Annotated in this window: 22 protein-coding genes; 16 read left to right on the top strand and 6 right to left on the bottom strand. The window is 31.7% G+C overall.

Features of this window, described 5'->3' with window-relative positions:
• Window positions 1-149: 149 nt before the first annotated feature.
• The 3 genes from AST02_RS00740 to AST02_RS00730 all read right to left on the bottom strand — a co-directional run bounded on the left by AST02_RS00740 (window position 150) and on the right by AST02_RS00730 (window position 2308).
• Window positions 150-1322: a YihY/virulence factor BrkB family protein gene (locus tag AST02_RS00740; protein WP_069814998.1), complete on the bottom strand. Its 1173-nt coding sequence runs from the start codon at window positions 1320-1322 to the stop codon at window positions 150-152.
• A 230-nt stretch (window positions 1323-1552) separates the two neighbouring features.
• Window positions 1553-1837: a hypothetical protein gene (locus AST02_RS00735; protein ID WP_046466237.1), complete on the bottom strand. Its 285-nt coding sequence runs from the start codon at window positions 1835-1837 to the stop codon at window positions 1553-1555.
• A 6-nt stretch (window positions 1838-1843) separates the two neighbouring features.
• Complete coding sequence (locus tag AST02_RS00730; RefSeq protein WP_046466236.1) at window positions 1844-2308, bottom strand: low molecular weight protein-tyrosine-phosphatase; 465 nt, start codon at window positions 2306-2308, stop codon at window positions 1844-1846.
• Between the two features lie 155 nt (window positions 2309-2463).
• On the opposite strand from AST02_RS00730, the gene AST02_RS00725 reads away from it, so the two are divergent.
• From AST02_RS00725 to AST02_RS00685, 10 genes are all read left to right on the top strand, one after another.
• Window positions 2464-2646 carry a DUF1128 family protein gene (locus AST02_RS00725; RefSeq protein WP_226957509.1) on the top strand — a complete coding sequence of 61 codons (183 nt, stop codon included), beginning with the start codon at window positions 2464-2466 and terminating at the stop codon, window positions 2644-2646.
• A 15-nt stretch (window positions 2647-2661) separates the two neighbouring features.
• Window positions 2662-3900 carry an aminopeptidase gene (locus tag AST02_RS00720; RefSeq protein WP_046466234.1) on the top strand — a complete coding sequence of 413 codons (1239 nt, stop codon included), beginning with the start codon at window positions 2662-2664 and terminating at the stop codon, window positions 3898-3900.
• A 90-nt stretch (window positions 3901-3990) separates the two neighbouring features.
• On the top strand, window positions 3991-4512 hold the full coding sequence (locus tag AST02_RS00715) for an acyl-CoA thioesterase (protein ID WP_046466233.1): 522 nt from the start codon (window positions 3991-3993) through the stop codon (window positions 4510-4512).
• Window positions 4513-4822: 310 nt separating this feature from the next.
• The gene (locus AST02_RS14165) at window positions 4823-4993 is read left to right on the top strand and encodes an SE1561 family protein (RefSeq protein ID WP_002507213.1); all 171 of its coding nucleotides are present in this window, start codon (window positions 4823-4825) and stop codon (window positions 4991-4993) included.
• A gap of 100 nt (window positions 4994-5093) precedes the next feature.
• Window positions 5094-5612: a type 1 glutamine amidotransferase domain-containing protein gene (locus tag AST02_RS00710; protein WP_069814996.1), complete on the top strand. Its 519-nt coding sequence runs from the start codon at window positions 5094-5096 to the stop codon at window positions 5610-5612.
• Window positions 5613-5975: 363 nt separating this feature from the next.
• Complete coding sequence (gene sgtB / locus AST02_RS00705; RefSeq protein ID WP_046466231.1) at window positions 5976-6788, top strand: monofunctional peptidoglycan glycosyltransferase SgtB; 813 nt, start codon at window positions 5976-5978, stop codon at window positions 6786-6788.
• A gap of 323 nt (window positions 6789-7111) precedes the next feature.
• Window positions 7112-7930 (top strand): recombination regulator RecX, encoded by an 819-nt coding sequence (gene recX, locus AST02_RS00700; RefSeq protein ID WP_046466230.1) that lies wholly within the window; start codon window positions 7112-7114, stop codon window positions 7928-7930.
• A complete protein-coding gene (locus tag AST02_RS00695; protein WP_002507217.1) occupies window positions 7908-8222 on the top strand; it encodes a YfhH family protein in 315 nt (104 codons plus the stop codon). Before recX ends, AST02_RS00695 begins: the two co-directional genes overlap by 23 nt.
• Before the next feature lie 15 nt (window positions 8223-8237).
• Window positions 8238-9770, top strand: a complete 1533-nt coding sequence (locus AST02_RS00690; RefSeq protein WP_069814994.1) for an ATP-binding cassette domain-containing protein — start codon at window positions 8238-8240, stop codon at window positions 9768-9770.
• A gap of 9 nt (window positions 9771-9779) precedes the next feature.
• On the top strand, window positions 9780-10628 hold the full coding sequence (locus tag AST02_RS00685) for a sugar ABC transporter permease (RefSeq protein WP_069814992.1): 849 nt from the start codon (window positions 9780-9782) through the stop codon (window positions 10626-10628).
• Between the two features lie 116 nt (window positions 10629-10744).
• Here AST02_RS00685 and AST02_RS00680 read toward each other — a convergent pair whose 3' ends face one another.
• Entirely contained in the window at window positions 10745-11722 is a 978-nt protein-coding gene (locus AST02_RS00680) for a metal-dependent hydrolase (protein ID WP_046466227.1), read from the bottom strand.
• 127 nt (window positions 11723-11849) lie between these two features.
• On the opposite strand from AST02_RS00680, the gene mutY reads away from it, so the two are divergent.
• The 3 genes from mutY to AST02_RS00665 all read left to right on the top strand — a co-directional run bounded on the left by mutY (window position 11850) and on the right by AST02_RS00665 (window position 15450).
• Window positions 11850-12896 carry an A/G-specific adenine glycosylase gene (gene mutY / locus AST02_RS00675; RefSeq protein ID WP_069814990.1) on the top strand — a complete coding sequence of 349 codons (1047 nt, stop codon included), beginning with the start codon at window positions 11850-11852 and terminating at the stop codon, window positions 12894-12896.
• 67 nt (window positions 12897-12963) lie between these two features.
• Window positions 12964-13506 (top strand): nucleoside tri-diphosphate phosphatase, encoded by a 543-nt coding sequence (ntdP, locus tag AST02_RS00670; protein WP_046466225.1) that lies wholly within the window; start codon window positions 12964-12966, stop codon window positions 13504-13506.
• A gap of 207 nt (window positions 13507-13713) precedes the next feature.
• On the top strand, window positions 13714-15450 hold the full coding sequence (locus AST02_RS00665) for an ABC transporter ATP-binding protein (protein WP_069814989.1): 1737 nt from the start codon (window positions 13714-13716) through the stop codon (window positions 15448-15450).
• 153 nt (window positions 15451-15603) lie between these two features.
• On the opposite strand, the gene AST02_RS00660 is transcribed toward AST02_RS00665, so the two are convergent.
• Together AST02_RS00660 and AST02_RS00655 are read right to left on the bottom strand one after the other, a co-directional pair.
• Complete coding sequence (locus tag AST02_RS00660) at window positions 15604-16698, bottom strand: FUSC family protein (RefSeq protein ID WP_046466223.1); 1095 nt, start codon at window positions 16696-16698, stop codon at window positions 15604-15606.
• A 75-nt stretch (window positions 16699-16773) separates the two neighbouring features.
• Window positions 16774-18063 carry a glutamate-1-semialdehyde 2,1-aminomutase gene (locus AST02_RS00655; protein ID WP_069814987.1) on the bottom strand — a complete coding sequence of 430 codons (1290 nt, stop codon included), beginning with the start codon at window positions 18061-18063 and terminating at the stop codon, window positions 16774-16776.
• A gap of 82 nt (window positions 18064-18145) precedes the next feature.
• Here AST02_RS00655 and AST02_RS00650 point away from each other — a divergent pair, with 82 nt between their 5' ends.
• From AST02_RS00650 to perR, 3 genes are all read left to right on the top strand, one after another.
• Window positions 18146-18601 carry a peroxiredoxin gene (locus tag AST02_RS00650; RefSeq protein ID WP_069814985.1) on the top strand — a complete coding sequence of 152 codons (456 nt, stop codon included), beginning with the start codon at window positions 18146-18148 and terminating at the stop codon, window positions 18599-18601.
• Between the two features lie 6 nt (window positions 18602-18607).
• Entirely contained in the window at window positions 18608-19558 is a 951-nt protein-coding gene (locus AST02_RS00645; protein WP_069814983.1) for a phosphoglycerate dehydrogenase, read from the top strand.
• Between the two features lie 95 nt (window positions 19559-19653).
• The gene (perR, locus tag AST02_RS00640) at window positions 19654-20112 is read left to right on the top strand and encodes a peroxide-responsive transcriptional repressor PerR (protein WP_002512518.1); all 459 of its coding nucleotides are present in this window, start codon (window positions 19654-19656) and stop codon (window positions 20110-20112) included.
• Window positions 20113-20715: the final 603 nt, after the last annotated feature.

Here is a 20715-nt window from a genome sequence, read left to right as displayed (position 1 = left end):
CGTAGATGATAGACATTTACGTTTCGGTTTTAGCCTTTTTACGTGTTATAAAGCCATTCAATAGGATACCTTTAAATTGGGAAGTAAAAATAGCTGATAGATATCATGATTTAGATACCTATCAGCTATTTAGCTAAGTTTATATTAAATTATACTTTTTTGTTGTCTGAGTCTGAAATATTATGATTGGAATCAGAGTCAGTAGCATGTGTTGATTCATTTTCAGCATTAGTATCAGCTTCGCTTCTAGCATGAGTTGATTCATTTTCTTCAATCTCAGACATTGTACGTTCCTCTGGTGTTTTACCAGCGACTACTTTGCGTTGATGGATAATCGCATTGATTTCAGCTCCGATAATAATAATAAAGCCTGTAATGTATAACCATAGCATTAAAATAATGATACCAGCGATACTACCATATGTTTTAGAATAGTTAGCAAAGTTTGAAATGTATATACCAAATAAGAATGAGCCACCTAAAAATACAATCGTAGCGAATATTGCACCTGGTATTACTGATTTCATTTTAATTTTAACATTCGGCGCTAACGTATATAAAACCATAAACGCTATGAAAATAATGATTAATGGTAATACAACACGTACTAAATTAAAAATCCATTTGATTTGATCACCTAAACCAAGTGGGCCAAATAAAAGCGAACCGATTTGTTCTCCAAATGTAGGTAATATCAGCGCGATAGGTAAGACGATAATCATAGCAAGTGTAAATAACACACTGAATAATTTAGAAATAACAAAGTTTCTGCTATCTTCAACGTCATATGCGACATTGAAAGAGTTCATAATTGCAGTCATACCGTTTGATGCAGACCACAGTGCTAAAATCAAACCTACAGATAATATACTACCACTAGCGTTCCCCATAATATCACCAATGATTGATGATACTTGTCCTGCATAATCTGAAGGGACGTGCTCTTTAATCATATCTCTTATCGTTGACTGTTCAACACCTACGACAGGTACTATTGATAGTAAGAATAGGAGCATAGGGAAGAGTGACAACATGAAGTAATAAGATAATTGTGCAGATAAACCGGATGCATCATCTTTACCTATTCTATAAATGAGATAAGAGAAAAAATTAGGGTTTTTCGTATATTTTGCTGGCTTATTAATACGTGATACAAAGAATTCTTGATTGTCTTTCTTAGGTGATTTTGATTTGAATTCATTAGGTGTGATATAAGTACGATCACGCCCGATTTGTTCATCTTTTGTTTTCTTAGACTTCTTCTCTTCATTCTTTTTAGCTGAGTTTAGAAACTTTGAAGTTGTTTTCTCTTTTTTAGACATATCAAATCTCCTTATGTATTGATGTTTTCAGTATATTGTTTAATATACTTTAAAAGTTAAAGAAGGTAAATAACTGTTGATATTCTTTTTTTTAAATTGTTTTTAAGTTTTTAAAATATCGCACATTACAAGTTATATACAAAAGACAATACCTAAACATGTAATATTAGGTATTGCCTTAATTTAATTATTTAAACATGCGGTATCAAAAATACAATACTATAAACCAATTAATTGTTTAAACGTTTATTTTTACGTTCAACGAATGTATTTTTCGCGTCTTTTAAAGAACGTTCTAATTCTGGATTATTACGGCGAATTTCTTCTACCACATCTTTCCAATATAATACTTCGTCTTTTACGTTGTTGATAGCTGAAGGTTTTTGAGAACGATTGCCTTCTTTTCTATCTTTAATTGATTGTTTTAATGATTGGCGAGTTGATTTGTCTGCCAATGTTGCTGCGCCTCCAATTACGGCACCTAATAGAATTCCTGGAATTAATTTATTTTGCATGATGTTTTACCCCTCTCTTAGATTTGCATCTTTAACTATAAAATCAATTAAGTTATCACAAGATGATTGTACCATTTTATAAACACCTTCGAAATTATTTGTATAATAAGGATCAGGTACGTCAGTCTCATTCATATCACTAAAGTCTAATAGCTTATACAATTGTCCTTTAATGCTAGAATTGATCTGTTTAATATTCTCTACATTACTTTGATCCATTGCAATGATATAATCAAAGTCATCATCAGCTTTAAATAGTTCACTGATCATGTTATCAAACGGTATATCATTTTTAGTGAGAATATCTTGCGTGCCCTCATGAGGTGGTTGACCTAAGTTCCATTCACCTGTGCCTCTAGAGGTTACGTTTAAACCTGTTATCTTTCGATCTAGTAATCTTTGTCGCATTATAGCTTCTGCCATTGGCGAGCGACAAATATTGCCTAAACAAACGAATGCTACTGAAATCATGTGACTACCTCCAAATTATATAATGCTATTTCCCATTTTAAAGCTTTTTTAATCATTTCTAAAGCATTATTATGATAAAAGTTTTACAAGAAACGTAAATTTGATAAAATAAGTTGGTAAAAGGGGTGAACGAAGTGACAAATACTAACGAACAAATGATTTTAGAAATAAGAGAACGTTTAAATCTTGTAAATCAAAGCTTGATTGATCCAGATAAATATGAAGAAGCAGATAAGCAAGAAATAAGCGAAATTCACGAATATGTAACATCAAAAGCGTCATTTACACCAAGTGAAGCAGCTGCAATTGCAGACGCACTTGGGCAAATACGCAAATAAAAGGAGTGTATAAATATGACTCAATTACAAGAAAAATTAAAACAATACGCCGAACTTTTAGTTGGTGTAGGAATGAATGTTCAAGAAGGTCAGCCAGTATTTATTCGCTCAAGTGTTGATGCTATTGAATTAACGCATTACATAGTAGAAGCCGCATATAAACGAGGCGCTTCTGATGTTAAAGTTGACTACAGTGACGATCGACTTTCTCGCTTAAAATTCGAATATGAAACAGTAGAACATTTCGAAAGTAATGAAGTGAAAGATTATGAAGTTGCTAAGCGCATGGATTATGTAAATAGAGGTGCTGCAAATTTAGCACTTATAACACAAGATCCTGATTTATTAAATGGCATTGACCGTGATAAATTAGCTGCTTTCCAAAGACAGTATGCTACTGCATATAAAGGATATATGGAAGCAAGTCAGAAAAACCAATTTCCTTGGTGTGTGGCAGCCTATCCATCAAAAGCTTGGGCAAGCCGTGTCTATCCAGAACTATCTGAAGAAGATGCCTACAACACATTCATTGATGAAGTATTAGATATCGTTCGCGTAGATGGTAATGATCCAGTCGCTAATTGGAAGGCTCATGTTGCTAATCTAAGTAAACATGCAGATAAGTTACAAAGTAAAAATTATAAAGCACTTCACTATATTTCTGAAGGTACAGATTTAGAAATTGGTTTGCCAGAAGGTCATATATGGGAAGATGCAACAAGTTATGCAAGTGGAGGTCAAGCCTTTGTAGCTAATATTCCAACTGAAGAAGTGTTCACTGCACCTCATAGGTTGAAAGTAAATGGCTATGTAACGAATAAATTACCATTAAGCCATAACGGTAATATTATAGATGGTTTTACATTAACTTTTAAAGATGGAGAAGTCATTGATTATAAAGCTGAGAAAGGTGAAGAGGTCTTACGTGATTTATTAAATACAGACGAAGGTGCTAAGCGATTAGGTGAAGTAGCATTAGTACCTGATGATTCACCTATTTCTAACCGCAATACTATCTTTTATAATACATTGTTCGATGAAAATGCATCTTGTCACATTGCATTGGGCTCAGCTTACGGTTTTAATGTAGAGGGTGGTACAGAAATGACTACAGATGAAAAGTTAGCTCAAGGGTTAAATGATTCACTTATTCATGTTGACTTTATGATTGGTAGTAAAGATTTAACAATTTATGGCATCACACAAGAGGATGAAAAAGAACTCGTCTTCGAAAATGGTAACTGGTCAAAATAGAGAGAAATCTGTGAAAGTGTTCTGAAGTAGTATTCTATTTTTCAGAGCACTCACTTTTTGTCTAATAAAAGAAAAGGAAATGATTAAATTATGGACAGACCTAAACGTAAATCGATGTCTGAAGCACGAAGTATTAAAGAGAGACAAGTTTTTCCACAAGAAACGAATCATCTGCAGACAATGTTTGGCGGTATGTTGATGGCGAACATTGATGAAATTTCTGCTATAACAGCAACGAAACATAGTAATTCACAAGTAGTAACAGCTTCAACTGATTCGGTAGACTTTTTAAAACCAATTAAAACAGGAGCTGTCGTTTCTTATGAAGCTATGGTCTCATATGCTGGAAAATCTTCAATGGAAGTCTGCGTTCAAATTATTATAGAAGATGTACTTAAAAATGAAAGACATTTAGCAGCGCTAAGTTTTTTAACATTTGTAGCACTCGGTGAAGATGGTAAGCCAATAGAAGTACCTCAAGTTTACCCAGAATCACAGACAGAAAAATGGTTCTATGATACAGCACCTGCTCGAGTTAAAAGAAGGAAAGAGCGTAGAGAAGAAAGTAAAAGTACGATTGAGTTCTTATCAAACGTGCAACAATTAGGATAAAAAATGGAAGGTACATATCGGATTAATTACAATCGATATGTACCTTTCTTTTTTTATATAGATGATTTTAAAAATGTCAGTGATTTGCTCTTACTTCTAACTAGTTAATAAAGCATTAGCGAAAGACTACAAGACAAGGTTGTGACCGCGGAAAAGGTGCACAAAAAATATGCTGACAAAGTTATAAACTTTATTGACACTCTGAGACACTACACTTAACATTTTATTATAATATTATTCTGATACTACCAAAAGTTGTTAATTCCATGTTAGGATAATAATATCTTATAAAAAGGGAGTCTCATTGAAAATGAATGAAAATCAAACAATTGATCAAATAAAAGAAAGATTAGAAAAGTTTATTGACGATATAGACCAAGTTAATCCAAACGAAGTAAAAGTGGAAGATATTGATGAGTGGATTGGTTTATTAGATCAATTAGAAGAAAAAGTCAAAACTGTATCAAACACATCTGAATAAGCACAGATTGTCCATAAATTAGATTGAGCTATTGTATGTTTAACTTTTCTTGATTTCGTCTATATATAATGTAGAACGCAAATAGGAAAGGTGATTATACATGGCTAAAAAAGTAGCAATCATAGTAACAAATGAATTTGAAGATGTTGAATTAACAAGCCCACAAGAAGCAATAGAAGAAGCAGGGCATGAAACAGTAATTATTGGCGATACAGCGAATAGTGAAGTTGTTGGTAAACATGGTGCAAAAGCTACAGTAGAAGTTAGTATTGCAGATGCTAAGCCAGAGGGTTACGATGGATTATTAATTCCAGGCGGATTTTCTCCAGATCATCTACGTGGTGACCCAGAAGGCAGATATGGTACATTTGCTAAGTATTTCACAAAAAATGATGTTCCAACATTTGCAATTTGCCACGGACCTCAAATTTTAATAGATACTGATGATTTAAATAGACGTACTTTAACTGCAGTGTTAAATGTCCGCAAAGATTTATCTAACGCAGGCGCACAAGTTGTAGACGAATCAGTAGTTGTAGATAAAAATATAGTTACGAGTCGTACACCTGATGACTTAGATGATTTTAATAGAGAAATTGCAAATCAGTTAAAAGACTAATTGCAAATCATTAATGAACGCACGCTTTGGACATAAGTGTCCTTAATATATGACTGGAAAAACGTATGGTAATGATTATATCTTATAAGTTGAATTAAAGGTTCAACCTGGGAGATATAGTCTGATGCTATGGGTTTTTCCAGTTTTTTGTATTTTATAATGATAATTTTCGCGTTAGTATATATCTTATGGTCGTATAATGTTTAATAACTTAAACATATATGAAATATGCTTACAATGAAACTCTATGCGTAGCGTGACATACACCCTTGGACTGATATTTTCAATTTGGTGTAGATAAACATTTAAACTATTGATAAACTCACTTATAATGATATGAGAGCAACATAAAGGAGCTAGCGCATGAAAAGAAGCGATCGTTATAAGCAAACTAAAAAACAAACTAGTCAAAAAAACTCAAATATACCGCAGCATAATACCTATTTCCAACCGGTAAACAAACCACCAAAAAAGAAAAAAGGAAAAGGTTTGTTGATAAAGATATTAATACCTATCATCATTTTAATCGCTGCGTTTATAGCTACAATGTACGCATTTTCTTTAAGAGCAGATGTGGATGACTTGAGAAGTATTGAAGATAAAGAATCCTTCGTCTCTGTTTCAAATATGCCCGACTATACTAAGGGTGCATTTATAGCAATGGAAGACGAAAGATATTATAAACATAATGGATTTGATTTCAAAGGTACATCGCGTGCACTATTTTCAACAATAAGTGATAATAGCGTGCAAGGTGGGAGTACGATTACGCAACAAGTAGTGAAAAACTATTATTATGATAATGAACAATCACTAACAAGAAAAATCAAAGAATTATTTGTAGCACATCGCGCAGAAAAAACTTATGACAAAAATGAAATTTTAAGTTTTTATGTGAACAATATTTATTTTGGAAGTGACCAATATACTGTTGAGTCAGCAGCAAATCACTTTTTTGGCGTAACAACAGATAAAAACAATCCTAATTTACCTCAGATATCTGTATTACAAAGTGCAATTTTAGCCAGTAAGATTAATGCACCAAGCGTATACGATGTGAATAACATGTCGGATAATTATATCAATCGTGTAAAAATAGATTTAGAGAAAATGAAACAACAGGATTTTATTTCTAATGAACAGTATGAAAATGCAATCCAAGAACTCGGTGTGTAATAAGCTAAGAGAATGGAACATAAATAAAATGTTGTACACGAGCTGTAAGGTGTTTAAAAACACATGTTTCAAGCTTTTAAAGAACTACTTCGTCATTTAGGAAGATGAGTAGTTCTTATGCAAGAGTTTCAGCTCTTGTATTCCTTTTCTAGGGAGCCTTGTGGGAGCGGAATACGAAATCAAATTTTGATTTCTATCTCGCTCCTTTTTTGATGTTATAATTTAAATATACATACATGGATTAATAGCAATTTTAAATATGCTATACACTATAATTCCATTCATAATCAATATAAGTTATTCTTATAAGTGGAGTGAATAATATGCCTAAAATAACAAAGATAGAAGTGCAAAAAAAGAATAAAGAACGTTTTAATCTATATTTAGATGATGAATTTGAAATGGGTATCGATATTGATACCTTTGTCTATTTTAATTTAAAAAAAGATCAAATTGTTGAAGCTAAAGATATGGAAGAAATCCAAAGCTATGAACAATACAGGCAAGCAGTTAACGCAGCTATTCAATATATTTCATATAGAAAAAGAACTGACCATGAAGTAATTAAACATCTTACAAAAAAAGAAATTTCTGAGTCAGTCATTGCTAAAGTCATAGATTACTGTCATGAGCAAAAGCTTATAGATCATAATGATTATGCGAATAGCTTAAAAAACACCATGATTTTAACGACAGATAAAGGTCCTGGAATATATAAACAAAAATTACGAGAAGCTGGCATTGAACAATTAATTATTGATGAATATAGCCAGATTTATGAACAGGAGCAATCTATGGAGGATATATTAAAAGTTGCAAATAAAATTTTGAAACAGAAAAAGGGGCCATTAGTAAAAAGAAAAGAGAAATTGACACAATCATTAATGCAAAAAGGTTACTCTTTTGAGAAAATTAAAGAAGTAATGGACGAAATGGATTTTTCTCAACCTGAAGAAGAATTAGATGAGTTATTACAAAACGAATTAGAAAAAGCATATAATAAATATTCAAGAAAATTTTCAGGTAGAAAATTAATTAACAAAACAATAGAAGCACTTATGAGAAAAGGTTATAAATATGATAAAATTAAAGCTAAATTAGAAGAGAGTGGAATAGTAGATGGAACAGAAGAAATTGAGTGAAATGAGTGAAATTGAATTACGTCATGAGATACAAGGTTATAAAGAGAAAATGCGTAAAGCAGAAATGAATGGCATTTTTAATGAATATGACGTATATGCAAGTAAAGTAATTATTGCAGAAAGCTATCTTGTAGATAGAAATAAAGTAGAATTGGGTAAAATATATAAATTAAATGATGGCACAGAAAGCTATTTCAAAGTTGAACGGTTAAAAGGCGTTTTTGCGTGGGGCTTTAGAATTAAAAGTTCAGAACCTGAAGAGGGTTTACCGCTCGCATTATTAAAATTGTAGAAGGATGAAGATAGGATGGGTAGTTCAATTATATTAAAGTTACTAAATGTAACTCATTATTATAGAAATAAAAAATCATCTAAATGGTATTTACCATTTGGTTATGATGAAGAAGATATAGAATTGAATAATTTTAACCTCCATATCTATCAAGGTGAAGCTTTAGGAATAATAGGTGAAGCGGGTTCTTCTAAATCATTAATAGGGCGTTTATTAAGTGGTGAAATAAAACCCGACAAAGGAAAAGTCGTTAAGAAAAGAGACTTGTTTTTTGCTGATATTGAAGATAAATTATTGCAGCATACTTCTGTAAATGATTTTGTGGCTAATGCAATCATGTTGTTTCAATATAAGACTTCGGATCATAAAGTAGAGCAAATTATAAAATATGCGCACCTTGAAGATAAAGCGGATGTTAAAGTTAGCCGATTAACTGATTCACAATATGCACAATTATTATTCGCATTAGCAAGAACTTCAAAAGCAAGCATTATAATTTTTAATCATATTTTACAATACTTAGATGAATCTTTTATCGAAAAAGCAATTGGACTTACAGAAGAATACATAAACCAAAATTTAACAATTGTGATAATCGATGATGATGTTCAACGTATAGCTCAGACGAGTAATTACATTGCCTGGGTCTCTCACGGCCAACTTAGAATGGAAGGCTCTTTAAATCAAGTCTTACCAGTATTTAAAGACCATGAGAAAGATAGATTGTCGTTGGAAGATGAGCAAGAGAAGGCGAATTTTGATGTTGATTGGAAAAAAAGTAGAACAAGAACGCCGGAATTAACTTATAATTTCAAACGTATAGAAAGATATAATCATGTGAAACCACCTGTTGCATTCGTTAGATTTTGGACATGGCTTTCAGTATTTGTAGTGGGCTTATTATTTATGGCAATTTTAATGTTTAATAATGTCGGGAAGTTACAGATTGGACAAAATATTGATCAAGCCTCAATACAAAACCAACATAAAGATCCTTATGAAGAAATGTTAGGATACGGTATCGTATTAGATGAATCTATTACTGTGGAAGATATGGACAATGGAAATAAACAAAAAATAAATCAGTATGGCTTTGTAACTATTACCGCTGAAAATAATAAGTATTATAGAATTGACGTAGACAATAAGCATTATAAGGTTGCTAAAAATAAATTGCGTTTCTTTGAACCTGCAGGTTTATATGAAGCACATAGTTCTAAAGCATTAGCACCATACATGCATAATAACTATAATAATTTTTATGAATTTTTCAACAGTCATTTGCATAAAAAACATAGTACAGTAACAGAGGGACTTGTACCAGAAAATAATAAGGACAATCGTTTTGTAGTACCTATAGTACAACAACCTATCTCTATGATTTTTAATGACGAAAATAAACTCAAGGGCTTTACATTCCCTATTAAGAAGAAGGAAGAATTAAAAGATAAGTTTAATATTGAAAATAATTTCTGGATTACTAAATCTGGAGAGGGCTATTTCATGGCAGATTTAAAAAATAATAAATGGATATATATTGAATTGTAGGTGTAAAGAATGATTGATAGTATAATTAGTTTTTTTAAAAACATGCCATATCTTAGCAAACAAGCATATCATCGATTAAAATCACAATGGGTGTGGCTTGTTATACCATTTTTATCAAGCTTGGCATTGCTATTCTTATTAATGCTAATATTTAAAATAAATGGCACCGAAGAACTAATTCAAGCTCGTGCCTATTTTAGATTGGCAGGATTAACAACTTTTGCTTATATTTGGATTGCTGTTTATCGAAGTTATAAAACTTATAAAATTGATTACTTTACTAGTAAGTTATTTAACTTGAACCCAATATTTCAAAATGTTGTTATAGCAATCATTACGAGTATAACAATGTTTATAACTTTAATTATTATGATATATGCAACACCTGTTAATATTGAAAGTTCTATAACTTCTACGTTTTATTATGTAGTAATGTCGATGCTATTCATGATACTCGTATCAACAATATTAGGTCTTTCAGCTATTGTTCGTCGCAAAATTAACGGCATGTTTTACGTGATTTCATTAGTAATGTTTTTTATTGTTCCAATACTCTTTATACCAACAAGTAATACGTCACTGGTATCGCATATATTAATGTTAAATCCACTATATTACCTTATTGAAGGTATTTCACAATCTGTCGTGCTGGGTGCTTTAAGTTTAAATAATATACCATATCATTTATATTATATATTGTTTTTAGCAATACTTTGTGTAGTTATTTTTGCTAAATATCGAATAATGGCACACAGAAAATATTTATACGCAGTGCCGGATGAAACAATCGTTGCGCATTCAGATACAGATAAAGATGAAAATACGAATGAAGCAGATGACTTAAGCGAAAATAAATAAAGATTACTCACTATTAATTAAACTAAACGTAATAAAAGAACTGGAAAGGTTCGTTGATTGATAACGAACCTTTCCAGTTCTTATTGTATTTAGAGGTATTAAATTTTAAAAACGCGTTATTTTGCAAATAATTTTTTCTGTAATTTATCTTCGCTAAAGACCCAGCCGATATATGAATGGTCGATATTCATTTCATCGTCTAAATGGGCAATAGCTACAAAAGAATAATGTCCATTTTTTAAATAACGTAAATCAATTAATCTGATTTCGGTTGTTTCATCATCTAACTTTCTAGCTTCCCAACGATAAATAGTTGAGAAGTTAAGGAATGTTTTAATATTTTTATCACCCTCGACATATTGCATTAAATCATCACTTGGAAATGGATGACGTTTTGATTTGTCACTAAATACAATGTTTCTACCAAAACTACGTCCCACATAATCATGTTCTTCAGTTTGTATTGCAACACGCCATTGCATGAAGCGAATTGTTGGAGCAACAAATACTTTTACTGGATTATGTTCTTGTTGAATTTGTTTTAGAGCTTGTTCTTTAATCACAGCTTGCATTCTAAAGCGAATGATATAATATATTACAAGAATAGCGATAATTGGGAAAAACACAAGATATGGATGAATCCCAACTAACCAAAGCAGTATTCCAATACACCACAAGGCAAATATAATTGGATCAAACGTATTAATTACGCTGAGTTGTATCCATTTGTTAGTAATAGGCCTTAGCGCTTGTGTGCCATAAGAATTGAAAATATCTACAAATACATGTAGAAATACTGCAAGCTGTGCCCATAGCCAAACGTGTGTTATATCAACGTTTTTGAAAAATGTAAAAATTAATAAAGTAATTAATAAAGGCCATAATATCGTAAAGGGTATTGAATGTGTGATACCTCTATGATTTGATATATAGGTAGCGTTATCTTTTAATTTAAAAACAGTGTCGCCATCAGGTATTAAAGAGCCAACTACTAATGTGGTAGCTGTGGCTACAAATGATCCTGCCATTGCCGGGTCTTGAGTAGCTAATGCTGTTAATCCGATACCCATGACAATATGTGTGCCTGTATCCATAAGTATTCAACTCGTTTCATGTCAATAATATATATTCATTATAATCTAATATCATAAATAATAAAAATAACATACTGAAATTTATTTTGAAATTTTTAAGAATTACTAATAGAAAGAGATGTGTAAAATGTTTAATGAGTCAAAATTCAAGAATAATCTCGTTACATGGTTTGATGAACATCAACGTGAAATGCCTTGGAGAGAAACCTCTAATCCATATTATATATGGTTGAGTGAAGTGATGTTACAACAAACTCAAGTTAAAACAGTTATAGATTATTATCATAGATTCATCCATCGCTTTCCAACTATTTCTGAGTTAAGTCAAGCACATGAAGATGAAGTGCTCAAATATTGGGAAGGTTTAGGCTATTATAGTAGGGCACGTAATTTTCACACTGCAATAAAAGAAGTACATGAAAGTCACCACGGTGTCGTGCCAGACGAACCGGTGACATTTGGAAAACTAAAAGGCGTAGGTCCTTATACACAAGCAGCAGTTATGAGCATTGCTTTCGACAAACCCTTAGCAACTGTGGATGGGAACGTCTTTAGAGTATGGTCTCGACTAAACAATGATGAGAGAGATACGAAATTGCAATCAACACGTAAAGCATTTGAGAATGAATTACAACCATACGTTGAGCAAGATGCAGGTACATTTAACCAAGCAATGATGGAACTAGGTGCATTGATTTGTACACCGAAGTCCCCGTTGTGTTTATTCTGTCCGGTTCAAGAACATTGTGAAGCATTTGAAAAAGGTACAGTTCAATCATTACCTGTAAAAACAACAAAAATTAAAAAGAAACATATAAAACAGCATGTTTATCTACTTAAAAATGAAGATAATGCTTATTTAATTGAAAAACGTACACAAAAGTTATTAAATAATATGTGGGAATTTCCAATGTATGAAGCAGAGGAAGATAAGCATATTAACTCAGTATTGGGGACACAAGCGACATTTGATCAAGCGCCTGCATTTAAATTAAAACATCAATTTACACATATCACGTGGGATATTGAGGTATTTATGTCTCAAGAAAATGTGCATAAAGATGACATCACCTTACCAGAGAATATGGTGTGGATGCAGTTAACAGAAAAAGAAGACTTTAATTTTCCTGTAAGTATGACAAAAATATATAATTTCATAACTAAACATTGTTAGATTCGGTGTTGTATCTTGAGTTATGTTATAATTCTATATGTGAAATTAAGAAAAGGTGGTGTGGAGCATGGTAAAAGAATCCATACCTAAAGAAGGTCAGACAATTAAGATTCAAAGTTATAAACATGATGGTAATATTCATCGTGTTTGGTCTGAAACTACTATATTAAAAGGTACGGAAGATGTTGTTATTGGTGGGAATGATCATACGCTCGTCACAGAAAGTGATAGTCGTACATGGATTACGAGAGAGCCTGCAATTGTATATTTTCATTCTGAATATTGGTTTAACGTGATATGTATGTTTAGAGAAGATGGCGTTTATTATTATTGTAATTTATCTTCACCATTTGTTTGTGATGAAGAAGCTTTAAAATATATCGATTATGATTTAGATATTAAAGTATATCCAAACGGTAAATATCATTTACTAGACGAAGATGAATACGAGCAGCATATGAGACAAATGAATTATTCACCTGATATCGACGTTATTTTAAGAAGAAATGTAGATATTTTACAGCAATGGATTGAACAGAAGAAAGGTCCGTTTGCTCCAGACTTCATTAAAGTTTGGCGAGAACGATACAAAAAAGTTAGAAATTATTAAGCAGATTTAATGTTTTTAATTTAATTATCATTTATAGTGATATGAATGTGAACAATACAAACAAGAAAAAATAAGTTTGCTATAAAATATTCGTATTCGCAAATGAAATTGTCAAACAACTTTAGATAGCGCATAAATTAGCAGCCTAGTTGGACCATCAACATAGGCTGTTTCATTTGCAAATATAGTGTGGGGAGGAATCGTTTTATGATTCGCAGATATTTACAATTTGTTCGACCATATAAATGGCGAATCATTGCCACTATACTTGTAGGTATTCTAAAATTTGGTATTCCGATGCTGATTCCATTATTAATTAAATATGTCATCGATGATATTATCAATAATGGTGCTATAACAGTAGAAGAAAAGATCACAAAATTATTAGTTGCAATGGGTATAGCAGCGTTCATCTTTGTGATAGTAAGACCACCAATTGAGTTTTTAAGACAATATCTAGCACAGTGGACAAGTAACAAAATTTTATATGACATACGTAAAAAGCTTTATCATCATTTGCAAGCTTTGAGTTCAAGATTTTATGCGAATAACCAAGCAGGACAGGTTATTTCAAGGGTTATTAATGATGTTGAGCAAACTAAAGACTTTATATTAACTGGTTTAATGAATATATGGCTCGACTGTATAACTATTATTATTGCATTGACTATTATGTTCTTCTTAGATGTTAAGTTAACTTTAGCTGCAATTATTATATTCCCTGTATATATTTTAACTGTATATTTCTTCTTTGGTCGTTTGAGAAGTTTAACAAGAAAGAGATCACAAGCATTGGCAGAAGTACAAGGGTTCTTACATGAACGTGTACAAGGGATGTCAGTTATAAAAAGTTTTGCAATTGAAGATAATGAAGCAGGAAACTTTAATAAACATAACCAAAATTTCTTACAAAGAGCGTTTAATCATACGCGTTGGAATGCTTATTCATTCTCAGCAATTAATACGGTTACAGATATTGGACCTTTAATCGTTATTGGTACAGGTGCATTCTTAGCAATCAATGGATCGATAACAGTAGGTACTTTAGCTGCTTTCGTGGGCTATCTTGAACAACTATTTGGACCTCTACGTAGATTAGTTTCTTCATTTACGACATTGACACAAAGTTTTGCGTCAATGGACCGTGTATTCCAACTTTTAGATGAGGATTACGACATCAAAAATAAAAAAGGTGCATTGCCAATAGAAATAAAACAAGGACACATCGAATTAAATAATGTTAATTTTAGATATGATCAAAATGAAGCAAATATCCTTAAAGATATTAATTTAGAAATTAATCAAGGTGAGACTGTGGCATTTGTTGGTATGAGTGGTGGAGGAAAATCTACTTTAATCAATTTAATACCTAGGTTCTATGATGTTACCGAAGGCGAAATAAAAATTGATGGTACAAATATCAAGTCATATTTAACAGGTAGCTTGAGAAGACAAATTGGCTTAGTTCAACAAGATAATATATTATTCTCGGATACGATTAAAGAAAATATATTATTAGGTAAACCGGATGCTTCAGATGAAGAAGTTATTAACGCTGCTAAAATGGCCAATGCGCATGATTTTATAATGGAACTATCTAAAGGTTACGATACAGAAGTGGGCGAAAGAGGGGTTAAACTCTCTGGTGGACAAAAACAACGTGTTTCTATTGCCCGCATCTTCCTAAATAATCCACCAATTATTATATTAGATGAGGCGACGAGCGCGCTTGATTTAGAAAGTGAATCTATTATTCAAGATGCCTTGAGTGTATTAAGTGCAAATCGTACAACACTTATTGTTGCACATAGATTATCTACTATCACACATGCTGATAAAATTGTTGTTGTAGAAAATGGTGAAATTGTTGAAAGTGGTTCACATTCAGCATTATTAGCTAAAAAAGGTGCATACGAACATCTATATAGTATTCAAAATTTATAGTCAGTAAATATTTAAAAGCGCATTGGGTATTTTAACGTATACCGAGTGCGCTTTGATCTTAAACGATTAAGTTACTATTTTGATTACAACTATTATAAGAAATTTAAAAATACCCTTTGAGCAGATGAAAATTAAGCTCAAAGGGTATTTTATTTATAAATCGAAGTCTTCTTCTAGTATATCAATTTCATTATCATTTCGATGGTACGTGAAGAAACTAATACGCAGTCTATCTAAATGTTCTAAAATATAACGATATTCTTCGATTGCTGAAATAATTTGCATAATATTAGTATATGAGTACATTGATTGATAAGGATTTTGAATGATTTCTTTTTGAAATGCATCCATCAAATCTTTTTTCTGTGGGTTTGAAATCTGACTATCAAGTTGATCTACATCATACCGTGCCTTTTTTGAAAGACTGATGAAGATTTGTTCGTGATATGCAATCAATGTGTCAATCTCTAATTTAATCTGCAAAAGTAATTCGTTATTTAAATTATGAAGGTCATTTTGATAACGATTCATTTTTCTCAAAACTTCATACGCTCGCCGAGTACTACGGACTAATTCTTTAAAAAGAATTTTTTTCCTATTTTGTGCATACAGTTGCTTTTTAGTCCATGGTTTTTCTTCTGAATAATAACCCAAAGTTTCTTCGAGTTTATCAATACGGGTAACAATTAACCCTCTATCTTCTTTAATATGATGATACTCAGAGGTGTCATTTAAAACTAATTTAAACCATACAAAAATATCAGAACAGATATTTAATGAATTATAGTATATTTTAGATTCAAATTTAGGTGGTAGAAATAAAAGGTTTACTGCTGAAGAACTAAGCACACCAACCATAACAAGTATAAATCTATAAAAGGCAGAAACATAAAAGTTACCAGTATGTTGTCCCATAATAATTAAAGCAGTTATACTTGCTAGCGTAGCAACATGTTCCAATTTGAAACGAAACAGGATTGCAATTAATAAAATTACTGTAACACCCATGATTACAATATTATTTCCAAATATTGTAACCATCACTACTGCTAAAACAGCACCAACAAGGTTACCTATTGCTCGTTCCCCAATTGTTTTTATTGAACGAAAAACACTTGGTTGCATTGCAATGACAGCACTGACTGCAGCAATGGCTTTTAAACCAGCTTCATCAGGTAATAGAGAAGCGATAAACAAAGCAAGTATAATTGCGATACCTGTTTTGAGAATACGGGCTCCTAATTTCAAATGTACCGCTCCTTAATATATTTAATAAAATAATGTTTATACTTGTTATACAACGATTGGGTGTAAAATTCAAGTTTATACCATTTGACTAAATGCATAATCTACCGCTTTTAATGTTGCATCAATGTCTTCGTCTGTATGTTCAGTAGTTAAAAACCAAGCTTCAAATTTAGAAGGCGCAAGATTAATACCTTGGTTTAGCATTAATTTAAAGAATTTAGCAAATGCGTCTCCATCAGTATTTTCAGCCTGAGCATAATTTTCTACTGTTTCATCTGTAAAATATAATGTTAGGGCACCATATACTCTATTTACCGTAGCAGTAATATTATGTTTTTTAATTAATGAAAGCAAACCATCCTCTAAACGTTTACCTAATGCATCTAATTTTTCATAAACGCCATCTTGCTCTAATACTTCTAGAAGTGCAATGCCAGCTTTCATGGATAGTGGGTTGCCTGCCATAGTACCAGCTTGGTATGCAGGACCTAAAGGTGCTACTTGTTCCATAATATCTTGCTTTCCTCCATATCCCCCTATAGGTAAACCACCACCAACAATTTTACCGAAGGCTGTTAAATCAGGATATACATTATAAAGATCTTGTGCACCACCGTAATGGAAACGGAATGCTGTAATGACTTCATCATATATAACTAAGCTTCCATTATTATGGGTAAGTTCGTTTACTTGTTCTAAGAAACCAGGTTTAGGTTTAACCATGCCAAAATTACCGACAATAGGTTCTACTAATACGGCAGCAATATCTTCTCCCCAATAGTCAATAGCTTCCTTATAAGCACCAATATCGTTGAAAGGAACTGTGATGACTTCTTGAGCGACACTTTCAGGAACACCAGCAGAATCAGGTGAACCTAATTGAGAAGGCCCACTACCAGCAGCAACTAAAACTAAATCAGAGTGACCGTGATACTGACCAGCAAATTTGATGATTTTAGTTCTTTTAGTATAAGCACGGGCGACACGGATTGTAGTCATAACTGATTCTGTACCCGAATTAACAAACCTAATCTTTTCTAATGAAGGCATAGCTTCACGTAATTTTTTAGCAAATTCAATTTCTAGTTCTGTAGGCGTACCATATAATACACCTTGGGCAGCCTGTTCTTGAATTGCTTTAGTAATATGTGGATGTGCATGACCAGTAATAATAGGACCATAAGCTTGTAAATAATCAATGTACTTGTTTCCATCTACATCAAACAAATATGCGCCCTGACCAGAGCGCATCATAACTGGTGCGCCACCGCCAACTGCCTTATATGAGCGAGAAGGTGAATTGACTCCCCCTAGAATATACTCATTAGATAATTTTTGAAGTTTTTCACTTTCAGTAAATTTCATACATATCAACCTCTTTTAATTTAATAATTTCGTCTATTATCGTATCATAAAATTAAGAATAAAAAGGAATAGGGGGAGTTAAATGTTAAGAAAAGGCGATCAATTTCCATCATTTAAACTAGAAAATCAAAAAGGGAAGGTTATTTCTAATGAATCTATAAAAGGAAGTAAAGCTGTACTTTACTTTTATCCAAGAGATAATACACCTACATGTACTACTGAAGCATGTGATTTTAGAGATAATTTAGCAATTTTTAATGATTTAAATACCAAAGTGTATGGTATTAGTGGAGATACTAAAAAGAAACACGAAAATTTCAGCCAAAAACTAGATCTAAATTTTGACTTATTAGTGGACGAGAATTATGAGCTGTCAGAAAAAGTGGGTGTCTATCAATTGAAGAAATCATTTGGTAAAGAATCGATGGGTATCGTAAGAACTACATTTGTTATTGATGAAGATGGTATTATAATAGATGTAATTGAAAAAGTTAAAGTTAAAACACAAATGGATGAACTAAAAGGAATCTTGGGGTGAACATAGATGAAAGCTGTCAGTTTAAAAAGAATGGGAGATTTAGAATCTAAATTAATAGAAGCTTATCCTACTATCGATTTTGTATTTACAAAGGGTGTCTCTGAAATAGAAGAACAAGATAAAAAAGATTTAGATATAATATTCGGTTATGATGGTAAACTTAATCAATCGTTTTTAGAAAATTGTCCTAAACTTAAATGGATGGCATGGTATTCAACAGGTGTGAATAGTTTACCTTTAGATTATATTGATAAACAAAATATATTACTTACAAATGGTAAAGGTATACATGCAAAGCAAATGTCAGAATTTATTATAGCTTATATACTAGATGACTATAAAAAAATGAGAACTTCCTATATTAATCAACAAAATAGATATTATGATTCAAAACTTACGGGCTCAAGAGTGAGTGGGGAAACGATTCTATTTCTAGGTACAGGAAGTATCGCTCAATATACGGCTAATATTGCAAATGCAATGAACATGAAAATTATTGGTATCAATACAAATGGTCATTCAGTAGAGGGATTTAGTAAGACCTTCGCATTAAATGAACTTTCTAATGCTTTAACCGAAGCGGACATAATTGTTAACACACTACCTGAAACTGAGCAGACTATACATCTCATAACGAAAGCGCATTTTGAGTTAATGAATGAAACAGCATTGTTTATAAATGTAGGTAGAGGGACAATTGTTGAGGAGAGTGTGTTAATTGAAGCTTTAAAAGAAAAGCAAATTAGACACGCATATATAGACGTGTTCGAAAAAGAGCCTTTAAATCCAAGTAATGAACTATATTCATTAGAAAATATTACTATTACTGCTCATATCACAGGTAATGGCAAAGAAAATATGAGCGAGGTTACGGATATATTTATTAAAAATCTTAACCATTTTCTCAATAAGGAAGATTTAATTGAGAATGAAGTAGATCCTAAACAAGGCTATTAAAGACTTTTAAGTAATGAAGATTGACATTTCACACATCAAACAGTTATATTTATATTAAGTAATAATTATTCTTAAATAGAAAGATGGTGAGTGAAATGAGTGCAGAGATGGAAACAGTTGAACATCAACTAGAACATTCAATTGCGTCTTTAAGAAATAACGGTATTAGAATAACGCCTCAACGACAAGCAATATTGAAATTTTTAATTGCTTCAGAGACACATCCTACAGCCGATGAGATTTATCAAGCACTTTCACCTGATTTTCCAAATATAAGTGTTGCTACAATATATAATAATTTACGTGTCTTTAAAGATATTGGTATAGTAAAAGAATTACCATACGGAGATTCTTCGAGCCGTTTTGACTTCAGTACACATAATCATTATCACGTTATCTGTGATAATTGTGGAAAAATAGTGGATTTCCATTATCCACAACTTGATGAAGTAGAACAATTAGCGCAGCACGTAACAGACTTTAATGTAACGCATCACCGTATGGAAATATATGGGTTATGCAAAGACTGCCAAGATAAAAGAAACAGTCAATAGAAGAAAGAAATCATTATCTAATATCTTGTAATACTAATGATATAAGAAAAGGGAAAACTCATTTTTAAAACAAATGAGTTTTCCTTTTTTTTGTTCTTACTTCTTTATATTGAATAAGTTGAATGATACTAGAGTAGAAAAGTTGAGTGTATGCGATAGTGGCGGCATTTCTGATTGATAAGCATCCTAGTTCCTACTATATATAATAGAAAGTAAGACAACCTCATTAAGTTAAGAAATATGCCGATATATTTACACTAAACAAACGTTTAATACATAAAAACAATAAATAGACATCACAAAGGTAAAATTTAACTAAAAAGATTGCTGAAAATTATTGACGGTTGTGAATAAACTTGATATTATAAAAAAGTCGTCGAAACAAGACACGTAGCAAAACAACCGATTCAACGAAGTTTTTACAAAGTGTAAATTTGACACTTGTTAAATTAGTTGAAAGGATATACAATATTAAATGTTGAGTTAAAAAACGCAACAAACTTAATAAATAAAAAAAGAAATTTATTATTGACTTAACAAAAACTTAATGTTATAATTATTTCTTGTAACGCATTAACGCAGTAATGAACATTGAAAACTGAA

It is taken from the genome of Staphylococcus equorum, from assembly GCF_001747895.1.
GTDB classification, from domain to species: Bacteria; Bacillota; Bacilli; order Staphylococcales; family Staphylococcaceae; genus Staphylococcus; species Staphylococcus equorum_A.
The sequence above is the reverse complement of the archived record's forward strand: the minus strand, read 5'-3'. Positions and strand labels throughout refer to the sequence as shown.

What these genes read in the sequence shown, in the direction of transcription:
- AST02_RS00710 (WP_069814996.1), top strand. Translation starts at nt 5,094, where the DNA reads ATGGCTAAAAAAGTAGCAATCATAGTAACAAATGAATTTGAAGATGTT.
- AST02_RS00690 (WP_069814994.1), top strand. Translation starts at nt 8,238, where the DNA reads ATGGGTAGTTCAATTATATTAAAGTTACTAAATGTAACTCATTATTAT.
- AST02_RS14165 (WP_002507213.1), top strand. Translation starts at nt 4,823, where the DNA reads ATGAATGAAAATCAAACAATTGATCAAATAAAAGAAAGATTAGAAAAG.
- AST02_RS00740 (WP_069814998.1), bottom strand. Translation starts at nt 1,322, where the DNA reads ATGTCTAAAAAAGAGAAAACAACTTCAAAGTTTCTAAACTCAGCTAAA.
- AST02_RS00680 (WP_046466227.1), bottom strand. Translation starts at nt 11,722, where the DNA reads ATGGATACAGGCACACATATTGTCATGGGTATCGGATTAACAGCATTA.
- AST02_RS00645 (WP_069814983.1), top strand. Translation starts at nt 18,608, where the DNA reads ATGAAAGCTGTCAGTTTAAAAAGAATGGGAGATTTAGAATCTAAATTA.
- AST02_RS00720 (WP_046466234.1), top strand. Translation starts at nt 2,662, where the DNA reads ATGACTCAATTACAAGAAAAATTAAAACAATACGCCGAACTTTTAGTT.
- AST02_RS00725 (WP_226957509.1), top strand. Translation starts at nt 2,464, where the DNA reads ATGATTTTAGAAATAAGAGAACGTTTAAATCTTGTAAATCAAAGCTTG.
- AST02_RS00715 (WP_046466233.1), top strand. Translation starts at nt 3,991, where the DNA reads ATGGACAGACCTAAACGTAAATCGATGTCTGAAGCACGAAGTATTAAA.
- AST02_RS00655 (WP_069814987.1), bottom strand. Translation starts at nt 18,063, where the DNA reads ATGAAATTTACTGAAAGTGAAAAACTTCAAAAATTATCTAATGAGTAT.
- perR (WP_002512518.1), top strand. Translation starts at nt 19,654, where the DNA reads ATGAGTGCAGAGATGGAAACAGTTGAACATCAACTAGAACATTCAATT.
- sgtB (WP_046466231.1), top strand. Translation starts at nt 5,976, where the DNA reads ATGAAAAGAAGCGATCGTTATAAGCAAACTAAAAAACAAACTAGTCAA.
- AST02_RS00650 (WP_069814985.1), top strand. Translation starts at nt 18,146, where the DNA reads ATGTTAAGAAAAGGCGATCAATTTCCATCATTTAAACTAGAAAATCAA.
- recX (WP_046466230.1), top strand. Translation starts at nt 7,112, where the DNA reads ATGCCTAAAATAACAAAGATAGAAGTGCAAAAAAAGAATAAAGAACGT.
- ntdP (WP_046466225.1), top strand. Translation starts at nt 12,964, where the DNA reads ATGGTAAAAGAATCCATACCTAAAGAAGGTCAGACAATTAAGATTCAA.
- AST02_RS00735 (WP_046466237.1), bottom strand. Translation starts at nt 1,837, where the DNA reads ATGCAAAATAAATTAATTCCAGGAATTCTATTAGGTGCCGTAATTGGA.
- AST02_RS00695 (WP_002507217.1), top strand. Translation starts at nt 7,908, where the DNA reads ATGGAACAGAAGAAATTGAGTGAAATGAGTGAAATTGAATTACGTCAT.
- AST02_RS00685 (WP_069814992.1), top strand. Translation starts at nt 9,780, where the DNA reads ATGATTGATAGTATAATTAGTTTTTTTAAAAACATGCCATATCTTAGC.
- AST02_RS00665 (WP_069814989.1), top strand. Translation starts at nt 13,714, where the DNA reads ATGATTCGCAGATATTTACAATTTGTTCGACCATATAAATGGCGAATC.
- mutY (WP_069814990.1), top strand. Translation starts at nt 11,850, where the DNA reads ATGTTTAATGAGTCAAAATTCAAGAATAATCTCGTTACATGGTTTGAT.
- AST02_RS00730 (WP_046466236.1), bottom strand. Translation starts at nt 2,308, where the DNA reads ATGATTTCAGTAGCATTCGTTTGTTTAGGCAATATTTGTCGCTCGCCA.